The organism is Nocardioides dilutus (assembly GCF_054779555.1).
This window is the reverse complement of sequence record NZ_BAAGYA010000002.1, coordinates 159,329-177,874: the sequence shown is the minus strand read 5'-3', so window position 1 is coordinate 177,874 and position 18,546 is coordinate 159,329. Positions and strand designations below refer to the sequence as shown.

20 protein-coding genes are annotated in these 18,546 nt (G+C 72.0%); 14 read left to right on the top strand and 6 right to left on the bottom strand.

From position 1 onward, the window contains the following. Positions 1-7 precede the first annotated feature (7 nt). The gene (locus ACYVC6_RS10380) at positions 8-313 is read left to right on the top strand and encodes a hypothetical protein (protein WP_460713693.1); all 306 of its coding nucleotides are present in this window, start codon (positions 8-10) and stop codon (positions 311-313) included. 3 nt (positions 314-316) lie between these two features. Here ACYVC6_RS10380 and ACYVC6_RS10375 read toward each other — a convergent pair whose 3' ends face one another. The 3 genes from ACYVC6_RS10375 to ACYVC6_RS10365 all read right to left on the bottom strand — a co-directional run bounded on the left by ACYVC6_RS10375 (position 317) and on the right by ACYVC6_RS10365 (position 2,228). After that, positions 317-733: a DUF3052 domain-containing protein gene (locus ACYVC6_RS10375; RefSeq protein WP_460713691.1), complete on the bottom strand. Its 417-nt coding sequence runs from the start codon at positions 731-733 to the stop codon at positions 317-319. A gap of 162 nt (positions 734-895) precedes the next feature. Next, on the bottom strand, positions 896-1,252 hold the full coding sequence (locus tag ACYVC6_RS10370; protein WP_460713689.1) for a LysM peptidoglycan-binding domain-containing protein: 357 nt from the start codon (positions 1,250-1,252) through the stop codon (positions 896-898). Positions 1,253-1,451: 199 nt separating this feature from the next. Continuing rightward, on the bottom strand, positions 1,452-2,228 hold the full coding sequence (locus ACYVC6_RS10365) for an SDR family NAD(P)-dependent oxidoreductase (RefSeq protein WP_460713686.1): 777 nt from the start codon (positions 2,226-2,228) through the stop codon (positions 1,452-1,454). Between the two features lie 87 nt (positions 2,229-2,315). Between ACYVC6_RS10365 and ACYVC6_RS10360 the strand changes: the two genes are divergently transcribed. The 6 genes from ACYVC6_RS10360 (at position 2,316) to ACYVC6_RS10335 (ending at position 9,473) form a co-directional block, all read left to right on the top strand. Further along, positions 2,316-3,008 (top strand): hypothetical protein, encoded by a 693-nt coding sequence (locus ACYVC6_RS10360; RefSeq protein ID WP_460713684.1) that lies wholly within the window; start codon positions 2,316-2,318, stop codon positions 3,006-3,008. Between the two features lie 99 nt (positions 3,009-3,107). Next, positions 3,108-3,797 carry a hypothetical protein gene (locus ACYVC6_RS10355; RefSeq protein WP_460713682.1) on the top strand — a complete coding sequence of 230 codons (690 nt, stop codon included), beginning with the start codon at positions 3,108-3,110 and terminating at the stop codon, positions 3,795-3,797. Positions 3,798-3,968: 171 nt separating this feature from the next. Next, positions 3,969-4,679 (top strand): transcriptional repressor LexA, encoded by a 711-nt coding sequence (gene lexA / locus ACYVC6_RS10350; protein ID WP_460713680.1) that lies wholly within the window; start codon positions 3,969-3,971, stop codon positions 4,677-4,679. A gap of 133 nt (positions 4,680-4,812) precedes the next feature. Beyond that, positions 4,813-6,300, top strand: a complete 1,488-nt coding sequence (locus ACYVC6_RS10345) for an MXAN_6640 family putative metalloprotease (RefSeq protein WP_460713678.1) — start codon at positions 4,813-4,815, stop codon at positions 6,298-6,300. A 159-nt stretch (positions 6,301-6,459) separates the two neighbouring features. Further along, on the top strand, positions 6,460-8,175 hold the full coding sequence (locus ACYVC6_RS10340; protein ID WP_460713676.1) for an alkaline phosphatase D family protein: 1,716 nt from the start codon (positions 6,460-6,462) through the stop codon (positions 8,173-8,175). Continuing rightward, on the top strand, positions 8,172-9,473 hold the full coding sequence (locus tag ACYVC6_RS10335) for an alkaline phosphatase family protein (protein ID WP_460713674.1): 1,302 nt from the start codon (positions 8,172-8,174) through the stop codon (positions 9,471-9,473). Before ACYVC6_RS10340 ends, ACYVC6_RS10335 begins: the two co-directional genes overlap by 4 nt. Before the next feature lie 105 nt (positions 9,474-9,578). Here the strand turns inward: ACYVC6_RS10335 and ACYVC6_RS10330 are convergent, their stop codons facing one another. Beyond that, positions 9,579-11,582, bottom strand: a complete 2,004-nt coding sequence (locus ACYVC6_RS10330) for an ATP-dependent DNA helicase (RefSeq protein WP_460713672.1) — start codon at positions 11,580-11,582, stop codon at positions 9,579-9,581. A 183-nt stretch (positions 11,583-11,765) separates the two neighbouring features. Further along, on the bottom strand, positions 11,766-12,383 hold the full coding sequence (locus tag ACYVC6_RS10325) for a hypothetical protein (protein WP_460713670.1): 618 nt from the start codon (positions 12,381-12,383) through the stop codon (positions 11,766-11,768). 50 nt (positions 12,384-12,433) lie between these two features. Between ACYVC6_RS10325 and ACYVC6_RS10320 the strand changes: the two genes are divergently transcribed. Then, positions 12,434-13,129 (top strand): response regulator transcription factor, encoded by a 696-nt coding sequence (locus ACYVC6_RS10320; protein WP_460713668.1) that lies wholly within the window; start codon positions 12,434-12,436, stop codon positions 13,127-13,129. Further along, positions 13,126-14,403, top strand: a complete 1,278-nt coding sequence (locus tag ACYVC6_RS10315) for a sensor histidine kinase (RefSeq protein WP_460713666.1) — start codon at positions 13,126-13,128, stop codon at positions 14,401-14,403. Before ACYVC6_RS10320 ends, ACYVC6_RS10315 begins: the two co-directional genes overlap by 4 nt. A gap of 16 nt (positions 14,404-14,419) precedes the next feature. Here ACYVC6_RS10315 and ACYVC6_RS10310 read toward each other — a convergent pair whose 3' ends face one another. After that, a complete protein-coding gene (locus ACYVC6_RS10310; RefSeq protein ID WP_460713664.1) occupies positions 14,420-14,908 on the bottom strand; it encodes a hypothetical protein in 489 nt (162 codons plus the stop codon). Positions 14,909-15,072: 164 nt separating this feature from the next. Between ACYVC6_RS10310 and ACYVC6_RS10305 the strand changes: the two genes are divergently transcribed. From ACYVC6_RS10305 to ACYVC6_RS10285, 5 genes are read left to right on the top strand one after another with little or no spacing between them, the layout of a single operon-like run. Further along, on the top strand, positions 15,073-15,579 hold the full coding sequence (locus ACYVC6_RS10305) for a hypothetical protein (RefSeq protein ID WP_460713662.1): 507 nt from the start codon (positions 15,073-15,075) through the stop codon (positions 15,577-15,579). Between the two features lies 1 nt (position 15,580). Continuing rightward, positions 15,581-16,549 carry an FAD:protein FMN transferase gene (locus ACYVC6_RS10300; RefSeq protein ID WP_460713660.1) on the top strand — a complete coding sequence of 323 codons (969 nt, stop codon included), beginning with the start codon at positions 15,581-15,583 and terminating at the stop codon, positions 16,547-16,549. Beyond that, the gene (locus tag ACYVC6_RS10295) at positions 16,546-17,109 is read left to right on the top strand and encodes a ferric reductase-like transmembrane domain-containing protein (protein WP_460713658.1); all 564 of its coding nucleotides are present in this window, start codon (positions 16,546-16,548) and stop codon (positions 17,107-17,109) included. Before ACYVC6_RS10300 ends, ACYVC6_RS10295 begins: the two co-directional genes overlap by 4 nt. Further along, entirely contained in the window at positions 17,106-18,347 is a 1,242-nt protein-coding gene (locus ACYVC6_RS10290; RefSeq protein ID WP_460713656.1) for an NADH-ubiquinone oxidoreductase-F iron-sulfur binding region domain-containing protein, read from the top strand. The genes ACYVC6_RS10295 and ACYVC6_RS10290 overlap by 4 nt, the downstream gene beginning before the upstream one ends. Next, positions 18,344-18,541 carry a ferredoxin gene (locus tag ACYVC6_RS10285; protein WP_460713654.1) on the top strand — a complete coding sequence of 66 codons (198 nt, stop codon included), beginning with the start codon at positions 18,344-18,346 and terminating at the stop codon, positions 18,539-18,541. The genes ACYVC6_RS10290 and ACYVC6_RS10285 overlap by 4 nt, the downstream gene beginning before the upstream one ends. The last annotated feature ends 5 nt before the right edge of the window (positions 18,542-18,546 follow it).

Sequence of the window (18,546 nt, the reverse complement as noted above, 5' to 3'; positions counted from 1 at the left end):
TGTCGAGGTGGCAGGCCGGGCGGAGCCCAAGCGGGCGGGCGCGCGTCGCGGCGAGCGCCGCCGGCGCGGGATCCAGCCGCAGCTCGTTGGGATTGCCGCCGCCTCCGTCCTCGCACTGGCCGCCTGGGGCTTCCTGGTGTGGGCCGCTATCGACTTCGGCCGCACCGCGCGCGGCGGTGACAGCCAGGCCTGGATCTTCCTGGCGGTCGCCTCGCTCGGCGCGGTGGCGTGCCTGTTCCTGTCGCTGATGCTGGGCACGCTGCTGCTGCGCAAGCTCGGGGTCCTGGAGGAGAAGAAGCCGCACAAGCACTGACCGCTAGCGGTCCGCGAGCCGCCTGACGAACTTCAGTCCCGACCACGTGTCGTCGACGGCGGCGACCTTGACGTCCACCCACCCGAGCTCGAGGCCGAGGTCGCGCACCGTGTTCTCGTCGAGGTCGCTGGCGATGCCGTCGGGGTTGCGCGGCGTCTTCTGCGCCGCCTTCTTGGGCCAGCACACCCACACCATGCCGGCGGTCGTGGTGCGGTCGAACAGCGTCGGCAGCCTCCGGGCGAGACCGGCGTACGTCGTGTGGAAGGTCAGCGTGACGTCGACGCCGGCCGGCAGGCGGCGTACCACCCGGGCGCCACCGGCGTCGAGGTCAAGGGCCTCCGGCGCGCCGTCGAAGAGGACTACGTGGTCGTCCTTGATGCCGATCTTCTTCGCCAGTGGGGTGCCTGAGTAGCCGGCCATGACCCGATAGTCCCAGCCCCGGCTCACCTGGTCTCGAGACGGTCGCTGCGCGACCTCCTCGACCACCGACAAGCCGCAGGGGCGGAGCCCCCGGCTCCGCCCCTGTTCTTCCCCGGCCCGCCAGCCGGGGTCGAAGCGGCTGGCGAAGTCTTGGTGTGGCGATCAGTCGGCCGGGACCACCAGACGCTGGCCGGCGGAGAGCATCCCGGAGTCGAGGGCGTTGAGCCGCTCGATGCGGGTGATCATGGCCTGCACGTCGCCGTCGTCGGCAAGGTCGGCGGCGATGCCCCAGAGCGTGTCCCCGGTGCTGACGGTCACGACCCGGGTGGGCTCGGGCGTGCCGGCCTCACCGGTGGCGACGGAGCCGGCCGCGACCAGGATGCCGATCGCGAACGCCAGCACCAAGGAGAGCAGGAAGACCACGACTCGCCCACGACGCGTCAGCCGCACCGTCGATCGGGGCGATCGGGGCGCGAGCGGGACCGGGCGGAACGCCGGGCCGATCGTCAAGGTGCTCATCGTGACCTCCAGGGGAAGGGGTGGTCGGTCTGGTCTCAAGTTCTAGAAGGGACCACCGACAGTGGCCCTTTCGAGATCAGCGGTTCGATCAGACGTTCGATCGAACATGTGTACGAGAGTAGAGCACCTGTTCGAACAGAATCAAGCACCGCGCGAACATTTGTTCGAACGGCGTGTCGCCCTCAGGCGGACAGCAGGGCTAGCGGGTCCGGCGGCTCCCCTGGAGCTCGAACAGCTTCATCGCCGGGCCGGCCTGGGAGGGGATCAGGCTCCCGAACCGCATCACCGGGGCCCGCCATCCTGGGATGGTCCTGACCACCCGCCGACTGCCGACCAGCCCGACCGCAGCCGTGGCGACCTCCTCGGGGGTCAGGAGCCGGCCGCCGGACCTGACCAGCTTCTCGGCCTTGCCGCCGGCCATGCCATGGACCATCGGCGTCGCCGCCCCGTCGGGGCACAGCGCGTGCACCCGGACGTTGGGAGGCGTCTCGAGGTGGACCGACGTCGCGAGCGACAGCACGGCCGCCTTCGTCGCGGCGTACGCCGAGAGGTTGGGCACGGGCCCGAGCGCCGACAGCGACGAGGTGATGACGACGTCGCCGCCGGCCGCCCCGAACGCGTCGACGGCGGCACGGGTGCCCCAGATGACCCCGAGCAGGTTGACCGCGACGGTGGTGTGCACCTGCTCGTCGGAGAGGTCGACGAGGTCCTGGTCGAAGGCGACCCCGGCGTTGTTGAACCACGCCGTCAACGGTCCGTGCCGCCCGGCGGCCTCGGCGACCGCACGGTGCGATTCGGGGTCGCGGACGTCCTGGGCGATGCCCTCGGCGGCGCCGATCTCGGCGGCCGTCCGTTCGGCGCCTTCACCGTCGAGATCGGTCACCACGACCCGATGCCCGCGGGCGACCATCTGCTCGGCGATGGCACGGCCGATGCCGCGCGCTCCCCCGGTGACGACACAACTGTTGGTGCTCATGCCCGGCAGTCAAGCAGCAACCTCGCAACCCTTGCGGACTCGACGGCGGTCCGCTGGACTGCCCGGAACCAACCCAAGGAGCCCGCAGTGAGTGCTCGTCGCAGTCGACTCGTCCCCGTCCTCCTCGCCGCGGTGCTGCTGGTCGGCGCCGCCAACCTCGGGGCCTTCGCCGCCACCGGCGGTCCGCTCCTGCTGGGCAAGGGCAACACCGCCAGCAAGACCACCAAGCTCAAGACAACCGGCAACGGCGCGGCGCTGTCGCTGAAGAGCAAGGGCGGCAGGGCGCCGCTCAAGGTCTCCAACTCCACGAAGGTCACCAAGCTCAACGCCGACCTGGTCGACGGGCTCGACAGCACTGGGCTCCAGACGAAGAGCTACGTCTACGAGCTGACCGCCATCGGCCTCAATGCCGTCTACGTCACGTTCGCGCTCCCAGGGCTGCCCTCGGGTCGCTACCACGCGAGCTTCTCCGTGTCAGCCAACATCGGCGGTTCGCCGGCGCTCTTCGCCTGCTTCCTGCTGACCGGGACGGAACCCAACGTGGTCGTCCCCGTGGCCGCCGCCGGGATCGATGCGGGGAGCGGCAACTGGTTCGTCAGCGGCAGTGGCTACCTCGACACCACCACCGCGACGTACCGGCTTGCGTGCCAGCGCGCCGGCGGCACGACGGTGACGATCCCCAATGACTCGCGATACCCGGCCCGACTCGTGCTGACCAGGGTGGACGACGTCACCGCCACCAACAGCACCGGTGTCGGCGGTGTCGAACCCCGGCCGTGACGCCCGGTCGGCTCGGGAGACGACTAGTCCGATCGGGTCATGGCGCGAAGTGGGGCTCGTGCGTTCGACTGGTGGCCCAACGACCTTAGGAGAGGCTCCATGCCCCACATCCGTGCCCGTCTCGGGACGATCCTGCTCTGCACCGGCCTCGTCGTCGGCGCGGCCAACGTCGGCGCGTTCGCGGCGACCGGTGGCCCACTGCTGCTCGGCAAGAGCAATGTCGCGAACAAGGCGACCAAGCTCAAGAACACCGGCAACGGACCGGCGCTGAAGCTCAAGAGCAAGGCCGGCAACGCGCCATTCGCCGTGTCGAACAAGACCAAGATCAAGAAGCTGAACGCCGACCTGGTCGACGGGCTCGACGGGACCGCCCTGCAGACCAAGGCCTACCGCTACGAGCTCAGCGGCACCTCGGCCGGGGCCATCATGCGCTTCGCCCTTCCTGGGCTTCCCCCGGGCCGGTACGTCGCGAACTTCTCGATCTCGGCCACGGTCCCCGGCGGCACCGTCTTCTTCGGGTGCATCCTGGACAGCGGAGCACCGTTCGCCAACGGTCAGGTGGCAGCGCTCGGAGCCACTGGAGGCGGCGACACGTGGTTCGTCAACGGGGGCGGGTTGCTCGACACGACCGCAGCGGCCTACACCGTGACCTGCCAGTCGAGTGGGGCCGCTTACACCATCCCCGTCGTCCTGCCGTCTCACATCGTGCTCACGCGTGTGGACGACCTGACGAACGCTGGGTCGACCGGCACGCCGCGTACCTCGTCGAGGCCCGGGTTCGGCGGCTGACCGAGAGACGTTCAGGCAGTCGTTTGAACGCCGGTCGCCATGCGCCCCTTGGTGGGCGCATGGCGACCGGCGTCGGGCCCCTGTCACCTCGGGTTCACGCCGGGGCCCGGACGACACGCCCGTTCGAACAGATGTTTGAACATATGGCGCCGGGCGCCCTACCCTGGCCGCATGGCTAGCAAGGTCTCCCAACTGCCCGACGGTCCTCCCGACGCGACCGGGCTCACCCCACGCCAGCAGCGGATCCTCACCCACCTCAAGGAGTCGATGGAGGCACGCGGCTACCCGCCGAGCATGCGCGAGATCGGCGAGGCGGTCGGGCTGACCAGCTCCTCGAGCGTCGCCCACCAGCTCAAGGTGCTGGAGGAGAAGGGCTATGTCCGCCGCGACCCCAACCGGCCGCGCGCCCTCGAGGTGTTCCTGCCCGAGCTGATGGCCGCCCGCCGGTCGATCTCGGCCGCCGAGGAGACGTCCTACGACGAGACCGGGGTCGGCGACGCGATGCCGCCGGCCACCTACGTGCCGATGCTCGGCCGGATCGCGGCCGGTGGTCCGATCCTCGCCGAGGAAAACCTGGAGGCCGTGTTCCCGCTGCCGCGTGACCTGGTCGGTGAGGGCCAGCTGTTCATGCTCGAGGTGAGCGGTGAGTCGATGATCGACGCCGCCATCTGCGACGGCGACTACGTCGTCGTACGCCAGGAGCAGACCGCCTCCAACGGCGAGATCGTCGCCGCGCTGATCGACGGCGAGGCGACGGTCAAGACGTTCCAGCGCAAGGACGGCAAGGTCTGGCTGCTGCCCCACAACGACGCCTTCGAGCCGATCGACGGCACCCACGCCACGATTCTCGGCAAGGTCACCGCAGTCCTGCGCCGCGTCTGAGTTTGCGTCTGGTTTCGGTCCCTCAACCCGCACGTCGATGTCGCCGCCGCGGGGTAAGGTCAGCGGGTCGCGCCGACCGGTCACGGGGACCCGTTCGCTCGGCATTCCTTTCCACCTTCGAATCGGAGACCTCATGCCTCACTCCGCTCTCTCCCGGGCGGCAGCCACCATGGTGACCGTGGTGGCGCTCATTGGAGCGACCCTCGCCGCACCGAGTGCCGTGGCTGCTGACCGTGGCGACCTCTCGGGCGACACGTCGTCACGTGCGGCCAACCAGGCCCTGTCTCGCGCCCAGACCGCGCTCACCGGCAAGGGTGGCGACGCGACGATGGCGCTGCGCGACCTCTGGCTCCAGCGTGACAACCTCTCCGCCGCCGACCGCGCGGCCTACGCCAAGCTCGCCGGCCGGCCCGTCAAGCCGGAGACGATGGCCCTGGGCAACATCCGAATCCACTACAACTCCCTCGAGATGAACCCGGCGGCGTTCAGCCCCAACGACGTGCTCAACACCTCGGTGAGCGTGGCCCAGGCCTACGCCGGCGCCGGCTACCGCCAGCCCCTGCCCGACGGCAGCCTCGGCGGGGACTCGCTGACCGACATCTACGTCGACACGCTTCCCCAGGGCCTCTACGGCTACTGCACGACCGACCAGAAGAAGCAGACCGGGCCGGGCCGGTTCGACGTGTGGGCCTACTGCGTGGTCGACAACGACTACGCCGGATTCCCCCTGACGCCGATCCAGAACCTCCAGGTGACCGTCGCCCACGAGTACTTCCACGCCACGCAGTTCGCCTACGACATCGCCGACGACGGCTGGGCCATGGAGGCCACCGCCGCCTGGGCCGAGGACGAGCTCTACGACGGCGTCAACGACAACGTGCAATACCTCGCCGACAGCCCGATCACCGACCGCAAGCGGTCGATCGACAAGTTCGGCGGGCTGTTCCACTACGGCGTGTGGATCTGGTTCCGCTACCTCACCGAGAAGTTCCGCGCCGAGAAGGGCGGGATGCCCAAGATCATCCTCGACTTCTGGAAGGCCGCCGACAGCTCCAAGGGCGCCAAGAAGGACAAGTACTTCACCCAGGGCATGGCCCAGGTCCTGAAGAAGAGGCCCTACAAGAGTTCGGTGGACAAGGAGTTCGCCCTGTTCTCCGCCGCCAACCAGCGGGCACCCCTCTTCTACGAGGAGGGCGCGGCCAACAACTACCCGACCGCGAAGATCAACGGCAAGAAGAAGCTCAACAAGGGTCAGGCGAAGGCGTTCACCGCCAAGCTCGACCACCTGTCGGCGGCCGCCTACCGGTTCACCCCGAAGGGCAAGGCCAAGAAGCTTCAGGTCGCGATCGCCGGCGCCCCGAAGGTCCAGGGCACCCGCGCGGTGGTGACGACCTACCTGGCCAACGGCAAGGTCAAGACCAAGTACGTCGCGATCAACGCCAAGGGCCGGGGCGCGGTCACCGTCGGGTTCAAGAAGAGCGCGGTCAACTTCGTGGACGTGACCCTGGTCAACGCCAGTGTCCGGTTCACGCAGTGCTACGTCCGGAGCACGCCGTTCTCGTGCTCGGGCAAGCCGACCGACCAGGACAAGCGCATCACGGTGCTCAGCAAGGCGGTCTGACCGCAGGCATCACAGCAGCACCCAGCACCGCCCCGGTGGGATTCGTCCCGCTGGGGCGGTGTGCTTTGCCCGGCGGCTCGGCGGCGTACGCCGGGTGAACTCTCGGTGACTCCGGTCCCAGAAGCGTCACGCACCCGCCGTCTGGTCGTTGAATGCGCTGTGACCTCGACCGACCCCGCCCACCACCTTCCCCGCCGCACCCTGCTCGCCGGCAGCGCCGTCGGCGCCGTCGGCGCCGGAACGGTCGCCCTGGCAGGCGGCAGCGACGCGGTGGCCGGTCCGAACCGGGCAGGCGCCCGCTACTTCCAGCACGGCATCGCCTCGGGAGACCCGCTGCCCGACGCGGTCCTCCTCTGGACCCGGGTCACCCCGACCAAGCGGGCCCTGCCGGGCTCGGGCAAGGGGCCACGGGTCACAGTCCGTTGGGAGGTCGCCAAGGACCGGCGCCTCCGCCGGATCGTCCGCCGAGGCAGCTTCGAGACGGGCCCCGGCCGCGACCACACGGTCAAGGTCGACGTGACGGGGCTGACCCCCGAGACCTGGTACTACTACCGCTTCCGGTTCCGCGACGGCACCAGCCGGGTCGGCCGCACCCGGACCGCACCCAAGCCCCAGGCCACGCCGGACCACCTCCGCTTCGGCGTGGTGTCCTGCGCCAACCTCCAGGCCGGCTGGTTCACCGCCTACCGGGCCCTGGCCAGGCGCACCGACCTGCACGCCGTGCTGCACCTCGGTGACTACCTCTACGAGTACGCCCCGGGTCAGTACGGCTACGGCTTCGACGAGACCGACATCCGCCCGCACGAGCCGGCCCACGAGATGGTCTCGCTGGGGGACTACCGCCAGCGGCACGCGCAGTACAAGCTCGACGCCGACCTGCAGGACCTGCACGCGGCCTACCCCTGGATCATCACCTGGGACGACCACGAGGTGACCAACGACCAGTGGGGGGCGGGCGCGGAGAACCACACCCCGGCCACCGAGGGCGACTACGCGGCCCGCCGGGCGCGGGCACACCGCGCCTACGACGAGTGGATGCCGGTGCGGATGGACGGGACCGCGCGGCTGCGCGACGGCGCCCGGCTCTACCGCCGGCTCCGGTTCGGCCGGCTGGCCGAGATCAGCATGCTCGACCTGCGCAGCTATCGCAGCGAGCAGGTGCAGACCGCCGCGCCCACGCCGGTGCCGGCCGCCGAGGCGGAGGTCAGCGACCCGTCCCGCACCATCACCGGCAAGCAGCAGCTGCAGTGGCTCAAGGACTCGCTCGACCGGATCGGCCCCCAGTGGAAGGTGATCGGCAACCCGGTGATGATCGCGCCGGTGACCTTCGCCGGCGTCCCGGACCAGATCCTCGGCCCGATCAACGACGTGACCGGGCTGCTGCCCGAGGACGGCCTTCCCTACAACGTCGACCAGTGGGACGGCTACACGGCCGACCGGCGCGAGGTGTTCAAGCACATCCGCAACCACGGGGTCGGCGACGCGCTGTTCGTGACCGGCGACATCCACTCTGGCTGGGCCTGCGAGCTGCCCTACGACCCGGCGTCCTACCCGGCCGGGGACTCGGCCGGCGTCGAGTTCGTCTGCTCGTCGGTGACGTCCAACAACCTCAAGGACATCACCGGCTCCCCGCCCCGGACCTCGAGCCTCGCCGTCGAGGCGGTGATCATGGCCAACAACCGGCACGTCAAGTACCTCAACTTCGACGACCACGGCTACTCGGTGCTCGACATCACCAGCCAGCGCGCGCAGATGGACTGGTTCGTCATCGGCGACCGGGCCGACCCCCACACCACGGTCACCTGGACCAGGTCGATGGCCACCAAGGCCGGCACCGGCAAGCTGCACGAGGTCGACGGGCCGGTGGGCGAGTGACCACGCCGTTCGCCGACGGGCCGTTCGCCCAGGGCCTCGCCGCCATCAGCACGGGCCGCCGCACGCTCCTCACCGCGGGGACCGCCGGGGTGTTGCTGTCGACCGCCGCGCCGTCGTACGCCACGAAGGGCAAGCCCAAACGGCGCAAGCGGCGCGCCTACGTGCTGGTCGTCGACGGCTGCCGACCCGATGAGATCGACGAGGGCCTCACGCCCAACCTCCTGGCCCTGCGCGACGCCGGGCTGCGCTATCCGCGGGCCTCCTCGATGCCGGTGATGGAGACCATCCCCAACCACGTGATGATGATGACCGGCGTCCGTCCGGACCGCAGCGGCGTGCCTGCCAACGAGATCTTCGACCGCACCATCGGCGAGGTGCGCACCATGGACCGGGCCGACGACATCAGGGTCCGCACCGTCATCGAGCGGCTCAACAAGGCGGGCTACCGCACCGGCACGGTGCTCAGCAAGGAATACCTCTACGGCGTCTTCGGCGAGCGGGCCACCGCCCGCTGGGAGCCGCAGCCGATCGTGCCGGTCTCCGGGCACGCGCCCGACCAGTTCACCATGGACGCCGCGCTGGCGATGCTCGACGAGGTCGACCCCCACCTGATGTTCGTCAACCTCGGCGACATCGACCGGATGGGACACAGCGACCTCACCGGACCGCTCGGGCTCAAGGCCGCACGACGCGCCGCGCTCGCCTCGACCGACACCCAGGTGGGGCGGTTCGTCGACGAGCTGAAGTCGTCGGGTCGCTGGGAGCGCTCGATCGTGATCGTGCTCGCCGACCACTCGATGGACTGGTCGGTGCCCCACAACGTCGTGTCGCTGTCGTCGGCGCTCGAGGCCGACCCGCTGCTGGCCGGCAAGGTCCAGATCGCCGACAACGGCGGGGCCGACCTCCTCTACTGGACCGGGCCCGACTCGGAGAAGGGCGCGGCGATCGCCCGGATGCGCGCGGTAGCCGGCGGCGTGCCCGGCGTGCTGGCGACCCACGCCCAGACCAACCGGTGGCTGCGGGTCGGGCCGGAGGCCGGTGACGTCGTCGTCTTCTGCAAGGCCGGCTGGCGGTTCAGCGACCCCGACCCGGTCACCGCAAATCCGATCCCCGGCAACCACGGGCATCCCGCCACCCGCAACATCCCGTTCTTCATCGGCGGCGGCTCCCCGGTCGTCCCGCGCGGCAAGGCCTCGCCACGGCACGCCCGCACCGTCGACGTCGCGCCGACCGTGGCGGCCTACTTCGGCGTCGGCAAGCCCAAGGGGGGCTACGACGGCCACGACCGGCTCCAGTAGGCAGCTCAGTTTCGTCGGCCGGCCGACGAAACCCGTGCCGGGACGACGAAGTTTCACCGTCCCGCCGAGAGTTCTGTCGGCCGGCCGACGAAACTCGCCGCCGTCTCAGTCGGTCCTGCCGGCTGCCAACCGCGCCAGCGCCTTGCGGACGACCTGCGGATCCGTGGTCGTCCACATCGGCGGCAGGCTGGCGCTGAGGAAGCGGCCGTAGCGAGCGGTCGCCAGCCGCGGGTCGAGGACCGCGACCACACCCTTGTCGGTGGTCGTGCGGATGAGGCGGCCGGAGCCCTGCGCGAGCAGCAACGCGGCGTGGGTGGCGGCGACCTGCATGAAGCCGTTGCCGCCCGCCTTGTCGGCGGCCCGCTGCCGGGCACTCATCAGCGGGTCGTCGGGCCGCGGGAACGGGATGCGGTCGATGAGCACCAGCTGGCACGTCTCGCCCGGCACGTCGAGCCCCTGCCACAGCGAGAGCGTGCCGAACAGGCAGGTGTGCGGGTCCTCGACGAACTGCTTGGCCAGCTCGGGCAGTTGCGCGTCACCCTGCGCCAGCGTGGTGAGGTGGGGCAGCCGCACCCGGACCTCCTCGGCGGCGGTCTCGGCCGCGCGGCGGCTGGAGAACAGGCCGAGGGTGCGGCCGCCGGCGGCGTCGACCAGCTCGACGATCTCGTCGAGCTGAGCCTTGCCCAGCCCGTCGCGTCCAGGCGGTGGCAGGTGCTTGGCGACGTAGAGGATCGCCTGGCGGCCGTAGTCGAACGGGCTGCCGACGTCGATCCCGCGCCAGGGCAGCACGTCGTCGGTGCGCTGCCCCGGCTCGCCGTCGAGGACCAGCTCCTTGGGCTTCAGCCCGAAGCTCGTGGCCACAGTGCTGAAGTCGCCGCCGAGCCGCAGAGTCGCGCTGGTGAACACGACGACCTTGTCACTGAGCAGCTTGTCGCGCATCGGCCCCCAGACCTGGAGCGGGGCGACGCACAGCCGCGGCGGGATCCGGTCGCCTCCTTCCGCCAGCCAGAGCACGTCGGCCTCGCTGAACGCCGCCATCCGGTCGGCGGTCGCGAACAGCTCCTGCACCGACCCCTTGGCCTGGGTCAGCCCGGCGTCGGCCTCGCCGGACGAGTCGGACTTGGGGTAGGCCGACAGGCAGGCCCGAGCCGTGTCACGGACCAGCACCAGCGCGTCGCGCAGCGCATCCGGCGGCACGTCGATCCGGCCCGGGTCGATCTCGCCCATGACCACGCGCAGCAGGTCGCCGGCGTCGGCGAGGTCGTTGGCCTGCTCGCCCTCGACGTGCCGCTGGGACCGTTTGGCCGCGCGGTCGACGTCGGCGGGCAGCAGCTCGTCGGTGGCAGCCTGGGTGATCCGGGAGGTGAGCTCGTGGGCCTCGTCGATGACCACCGCGTCGTAGTCGGGGATCATCGGCACCCCCTCGATCGCGTCGATCGCGAGCAGCGAGTGGTTGGTGACGACCAGGTGGGAGCGCTGTGCCTTCTCCCGGGCCAGCTCGGCGAAGCACTCGGCCCCGAACGGGCACTTGGCCGCCCCCAAGCACTCGCGGTGGCTCACCGAGACCTGCCGCCACTCACGGTCGGTGTGGCGCGGCGCGTTGTCCCGCTCGCCGCTCCCCTTGCTCTCGACCTCCTCCTCCGCCCAGGCCCGCAGCTCGAGGACCTTGGTGGCCATCGAGCCGACCGGTGCTTCGATGAGGACGCCCTGGTCGTCGGGCACGCCCTCGCGGATCCGGTGCAGGCAGGCGTAGTTGGAGCGCCCCTTGAGCACGGCGTAGGACGCGTCGACGCCCGGCAGGTCGCCGACCGCCTCGACCAGCCGCGGCAGGTCGCGCTCGACCAGCTGGTGCTGGAGCGCCAGGGTCGCGGTGGCCACGACGACCCGGCTGTCGTGCAGCAGGCTCGGCACCAGATAGGCCAGCGACTTGCCGGTGCCGGTGCCGGCCTGGACGAGCAGGTGGTCCCCACCAGTCAGCGCGTCGGCAACCGCCTCGGCCATCCGCAGTTGGCCCTCGCGGCGCTCGCCTCCGAGCGCGTCGACCGCGGCCGCCAGTACGCCGGCCACCGAGCCGGCGACAGGGGTCTCGGTGCTGGTGGGCGCGGTCACCCGCAAACCCTAGTTGCCGCTGCCGACTGTCCCGGCGCTCTCTCCACCGACGGGGATCTCGGGCTCCACGGACAGGGCGATGTACGCCGGGGTGGCCTGGTCGGAGGCGTGCTGGGGGTGGTGGTCACCACCGGGTTCGCCCTCAACCAGGGCTGGGGAGTGGTGTACCCCTGGGAGCCGGGATCAGTCCACCTCGAAGGCCGGCACGCCCCCGGCGCACTGGGCGTGCACCTCTACCTCGTCGAACACCTCCCCGGTGGCCGAGCGGGCGGCGACCCGGTCGTCCTCCTCCTCGGTGAGCTCGAACTTCACCGACAGCTCGTGGGGGCCGCGGTCGTCGACCTCGACCCGCCAGCCGTTGTGGGGTTGGGCGGCAACCAGCGAGATCTTCGTGCCGGTACAGGACGCGACCACCCGGCCGGCGGCGCCCTGCCAGGTCTTCCGATGGGTCTCGGCCGGCGGCGGGGCGGTGGTCTCGGTGGGGGTCCCGCTTCCGGTGTCGGTCTCGGTGGGCGTCGGGGCAGGTGTGTCGGTGGGCGCCGGTGTGCCGCTCTCCGTGGCGCCGTCCGAGGGCAACGGCGACGGCGACGAGGATGACGGCGACGACGACGACGACGGCGACGGCGACGACGCTGCGGACCCGCTGGGGTCGGCGACCGCCGACGCGGCCAGCGTCTCCCTCTCCGGCTCCCCCACGTCCCGTCCCGCCTGCGCCACGATGGTCCACACCAGCGTGGAGCCGACCGCCACGATGGCCAGCCAGCCCACGACAGCGAGGTAGAACCGCCGACCGCCGTTCATTAGGTTCTCCTTGCTGGTTGGGCGCTGGGGCGAAGGTCTAGCGTCCCAGCATGGCGCGCGTCCTGCTCATCGAGGACGACGCCGCGATCCGCACCGCGCTCATCCGCGGCCTCGAGGAACGAGGCCACGCGGTGCTGTCCGCCGGGGTGGGCCTGGCCGGGCTCGAGCAGGTGCTGGCCGACCGTCCCGACGTCGTGCTGCTCGACCTCGGGCTCCCGGACGTCTCGGGCCTCACCTTGGTCCTCATGATCCGCGCCGCCAGCCCGGTGCCGATCATCGTGATCACTGCCCAGGACGACGACCCGACCATGGTCCAGGCACTCGACAGCGGCGCCGACGACTACGTGGTCAAGCCGTTCGGAATCGACCATGTCGAGGCCAGGATCAGGGCGGTGCTGCGCCGCGCCGCCCCTGCGGCGGAGGCGGCGCCGTTGCGCGTCGGCGAGCTGGTCATCGACGAGGCGAGCCGGGTCGCCACCCTGGCGGGGCGCCGGCTCGACCTGGCCCGCAAGGAGTTCGACCTGCTGCTGGCCCTCGCCCACCGGCAGGGCCAGGTGGTGTCCAAGCGCGAGCTGCTCGCCGAGGTGTGGCAGCAGGCCTACGGCGGCGCCGACCGCACCGTCGACGTGCACCTGTCGTGGCTGCGCCGCAAGCTCGGCGAGACCGCCGCCGAGCCGCGCTACCTGCTCACGGTGCGCGGGGTGGGCGTGCGCCTGGTCGACCCTCTGCACGAGAGCCGGCCGTGAGGCGCCGGATCTCGTTCCTCGTGCTGGCGACGACCTCGGCGGTCGTGGCGTCATTCGTCATCCCCCTCTGTCTGCTGGTGCGCACCCTCGCGGAAGACCGGGCGATGGCGATGGCCGACCAGGAGGCGCGCAACGTCGCGATCCTGGTCGCCGGGCTGAACCTGGACGACGAGCTGCGCACGCTGGTGGCCGACCTCGACGAGCACTCGGCACCCGAGACCGTGGTGGTGACCAGCGAGGGCGAGGTGATCGGCGGGGAGGCCTCGCTCGCGACCGACCCGGAGGTCGCTCGCGCCATGGACGGCCAGGCGTTCACGGTGGTCGACGGCGAGGGTGGCCGGGTGCTCCTGCCGGTGGTGATGCGGGACGGCACCGCCGTGGTGCGCAGCCGGGTGAGCAGCGAGCAGCTCACCGCCGGAGTCGGCCGGGCCTGGGCCGGCATCCTCACGCTGGGCGTCATCCTGATGCTCGGCGCCTGGCTCATCGCTGCCCGGCTGGGCCGACGGATCAGCGAGCCGTTGCGGGAAGTGGCCGGTGTCGCGCACGCGCTGCGGGAGGGCGATCTGGACGCCCGGGCCGAGGTCCGCGGGACGGAGGAGACCCAGGAGCTCGCCCGCGCGCTCAACGGTCTGGCCGAGCGGACGACCGAGCTGCTGGCCGCCGAACGGGCCGTCGTCGCCGACCTGTCCCACCGGCTGCGGACTCCGGTCACCGCGTTGCGCCTCGACGCCGAGAACGTCGAACAGCCCGAGGTCGCCGCCCGGCTCGCGGAGCACGTCGCCGCTCTCCAGCGCACCGTGGACGCGATCGTCAAGGAGGCGCGACGCCCGGTCCGCACCGACCTCGCGGCGACCTGCGACGCGGCCACGACCATCCGCGACCGGGTGGCCTTCTGGGCGGTCCTCGCCGAGGACCAGGGACGACGCCTCACCGTGCGCACCCCCGACCGCCCGGTGCCGGTCCCTCTGAGCACCGACGACCTCGCCGACGTGGTCGACGTCCTGGTCGACAACGTCTTCTCGCACACCCATGAGTCCACGGCGTTCGCAGTGACCCTCGACGTTGTTCGCGGGGAGGCCGGCGACGAGGCCGTCCTCGCGGTGACCGACACCGGCAAGGGGCTGGATCCCGGCGTGCGCCGCTCCGGCAGCACCGGGCTCGGGCTCGACATCGTGCAGCGCACCGCCCGGTCGGTCGGCGGCAGCAGCACGTATGCCTCGGGCCCGACGGGGACCCGGGTCGAGGTGCGCCTGCCCTTGCGGCCAGGCTCCTGACCCGGTCACCGCGGGGTCAGTCGTCGTCGCCCTCGTCCTCGTCGCCGTGGTCGTCGCCCTCGTCGTGGTCGTCATCGTCGTCCTGGTCGTCGCCGTGGTCGTCCCCGTGGTCGTCCCCGTGGTCGTCGCCGTGGTCGTCGTGGTCGGCTCCGTCGTCATCGTCCTGACCCCCGGACCCGGACCAGTGGTCGTCGTCCTCCCCGCTCTGGGCGTGGCTGGAGGTCCCGGTGGAGACACTGGTCGGCGCCGGGAGGACCACTGTCTCCACGACCTCGGTGACGCACTTCTTGCCCTCCCGCACCGCGGGCGGCTTGCAGCGGGCGAGCTTGACGATCGGCTTGCTCGGGGCGACGGTCGGGTCGGGCGAGTCGGCGCTGACCTCGATGGTCTCGGGGGCGGGCGCGGACGACGCATCGGGCTGGGCGGCGACGAGATAGGTCGCGGTCCCACCGACGAGCCCGGCGGCCAGGGCGGCACCGGCGGCGATCATGTTGGCGAGTTTCATGCCGCGATCGTGACGCCGGGCGCCCTATGGGCGCCTCGTGGCAACGTCAAGACCACCTCAAGTCTCGACCGGTCCGGCCGCCACCAGTCGTGGCTCGGTCAGGTTGACGCGGACTTAACGGTCGGTTGAGGCCACCTTGCCGCCGTCGCGACCACGGTGACGGCATGGTCTACACGACGAGGCGACGCAACCAGTTCCGACTGACGGTCTCCGCGGTGACCGGCGTGCTCACGGCGGGCGCCATGACGGCGACCGGCTGGATCGCCGGCCAAGAGGCAGCCGACGCCGCCGAGGAGCAGGCGGCTGCCGACCTCGCGGCTCAGGCGGCCGAGGAGAAGGCGGCCTCCGACTACGCCCGTCAGCAGCAGGAGTACGCCGCCGCGCTCGCCGCTGCCGAGCCTCGCCGGGTGGTCGTCAAGCAGCGGCCCCAGGTGACCCGCACGACGGTCCGCTACGTCCAGGCCGCGCCCTCCTACCCAGGGTCCGGTTCGGGGTCCGGCGGCGGTGTCTCGTCGTCAGGCTCCTCCGGAGGAGGCTCCGGATCCTCCGGCGGCGGCTCGGGCTCGTCCGGAGGGGGCGGAGGCGGGGGCGGCGGTGGCGGCGCAGGGACGTCCACCCCGCCCCCACCTCCTCCCCCGCCCCCGCCGCCCGTGCCGAGCTCGGGGTCCTGAGGTGAGCACCTCCCGCTTCGAGGCCATCGGCACCTACGTCGTCGTGGCCACGCAGGACCCGGGCGATCTGACCGAGGCCACCCGGATCGCCCACGAGGTGCTCGTCGACGTGGACGAGACCTGCAGCCGCTTCCGCGCCGACTCCGACCTGTCCCGGGTCAACCGGGAGCCGGGGCGGTGGGTCCGCGTCGACCCGCTGCTCGTGGCCGCGGTCTCGACCGCCTGCGGGGTGGCGCGGTGGACCGACGGCATCGTGCACCCGCTGCTCGGCCGCAACCTGGTCAGCCTCGGCTACGACCGGGACCTCGGCCTGCTGACGCCCGCCGAGGAGCCCGGGGCAAGCACAGCAGCCGCCGACTCGGCACGGGCCGTCGTGACCACCCTGTTGCCCCGCGGGCCGGGCGTCGACTCCTGGCGCGAGATAGGGCTCCGCGAGGACGCCGTACGCATTCCCGAGGGCACGGCCTTGGACCTGGGCTCGACCGGCAAGGCGTGGGCCGCGGACCTGATCGCGGCCGGGATGGACGAGCAGCTGAGCGGCTCCGCGGCCGTGAGCGTCGGCGGCGACGTCGCCGTGGCCGGGGACCAGGACTGGCCGGTCGACGTGACCCCGCACGTCGACCAGCCGCCGAGCGCCCGGGTCTGGCTGAGCGGCGGCGGCCTGGCGACCTCGAGCACCCAGGTGCGTCGCTGGACCCACCGCGGCCGGGTCCGGCACCACCTGGTCGACCCGCGCACCGGGCTCCCCGCGCCCGAGGTGTGGACAACCGTCACGGCCACCGGCCCGTCGTGCGTGGCCGCCAACGCCGCCAGCACCGCGTCGGTGGTGCTGGGTGACCAGGCGCTGCGCTGGCTCGTCCAGGCCGGAGTGAGCGCCCGTCTGGTGGCCGCGGACGGTGCGGTGCACCGGGTCGGCAGCTGGCCGGAGTCGGACGCGGTCGTCCGCGACCTGAGGACGGTGGGCGCATGACCGACGGCCCGCTCCTCTGGTATCTCAACCGCAGCAGCGGCATGGTGCTGCTCGTCGCGTTCACGCTCACCACGGTCCTGGGCATCCTGTCCACCCGCGGCCGGCCGGGCCGGGGCCTGCCGGTCTTCGTCACCCAGTCGCTGCACCGCAACATCGCCGTGCTGTCGCTGGTCCTCCTGGCCGGTCACGTGACCACCGCGGTCGTCGACTCCTACGTCGACATCCGCTGGTGGCAGGCCCTGGTCCCCTGGGGAGCGACGTACGAGCCCCTGTGGTTCGAGCTCGGGGTCGTCGCCCTCGATCTCACCGTGATCGTGACCCTCACCAGCCTGGTGCGCGCCCGGTTGGCGCACCGCAGCTGGCGGCTGGTGCACCTCCTGTCCTACGCCGCGTGGGTGGTCTCCGTCGTCCACGGCATCGGCATCGGCACCGACCTCCGCCAGGACGTGCGGTGGGCCTGGTTGGTCACCGCCGGGTGCGTGGGTGCGGTGCTGGCCGCGGCCCTGTGGCGGACCTGGCACGTGGTGCTCGCCCCCCGTTCGCTGGGAGGAGCCCGATGACCGCCTCGCCGGTCCCGGTGCCCGTCGTCGTCAACGTCCGGGAGGGACCCGCGCTGCTCGCCGGGCTGGCCGACGGTGCGGGGCTGGCCGCGCACCGGTCCCGCTACGGCGCGCTGCCGTCCCTCAGCCTGGCCGAGCTCACCAGCGCGGTCGAGCAGGCCGCCGTGCGCGGCCGGGGCGGCGCGGCGTTCCCGTTCGCGACCAAGCTGGCGGCGGCGGCCCAGGGTCGCCGTCCGGTGGTCGTGGTCAACCTCAGCGAGGGCGAGCCGGCCAGCGCCAAGGACCACGCCCTGGCGACCGCGCGGCCACACCTCGTGCTCGACGGCGCCCTCGCGACCGCCAGGGCTCTGCGGGCCCGCGAGGTGCACCTCGTGCTGCCCGGCGAGCGGCCCGCTGTCGTCATGGCCGTCCGCGCGGCGATCGCCGAGCGGAGCGAGGACTTCGTCGTGCACGTCGCGGACAAGCGGTTCGTCGCCGGGCAGGCCCAGGCGGTCCTCCAGCTGATGAGCGGTCGCCCCAACCTGCCGGTGACCGCGTGGCAGCCCGAGGCGGTGTCCGGTCATCGCCGGCGCCCGACGCTGCTCTCCAACGCCGAGACCTGGGCGCGGGTCGGGCTCCTGGTGCTGCGTGGCGTGCCGGCCTACTCGGCGCTCGGCACCCGCGACGAGCCCGGAGCGGCGCTGCTGACTCTCGGTGCCCCGGGCCGCGAGCCGGTCGTCGTGGAGGTCGAGTACGGCGCCCGGCTGCGCGACCACCTGCCCGACTGGATGCGGCAGCGGCCGGCGCTCATCGGTGGGTTCCACGGCTCGTGGGCGACCTGGGAGACGCTCTCCAGCGCCACCGTGTCCGTCGCCGGGCTGCGACACCTGGGCACCCCGCTGGGCGCCGGCGTGGTGCTCAGCAGCCCGCCCGGGACGTGCCCGGTGCGCTTCACCGGCGACGTGGTGGCCTATCTGGCCGGCCAGAGCGCCGGGCGGTGCGGACCGTGCCTCAACGGGCTGCCCGCCCTGGCCGGCGCGGTGCGCGCGGTGGTCGAGGGCAGCGGCGGAACGGCGCGGGTCCACGAGCTGACCCGGCTGGTCGAACGCCGCGGCGCCTGCGCCCATCCGGACGGCACGGTGCGCCTGGTCAGGTCGATGCTCGCGACGTTCTCCGACGAGGTGGCGCGGCACGCGGTCGGCAGCTGCGCGGAGGTCCGTCGGCTGCACCTCGTGCAGGCCGGGGAGTGGGCGTCGTGAGCCGCCAGCTGCGGGTCGACTGGCCGTCCTGCGTGGCCCGCGGCCTGTGCCACGAGGTGCTTCCCGACCTCGTCACGCTGGACGAGTGGGGCTACCCGCTCGTCCACGGGCCGGTGACCGAGGACCTGCTCGACGACGCCCGCGAGGCGGTGCGGGTGTGCCCCCGGGCGGCGCTGCGGCTCCTCGACCGCTAGAGCCG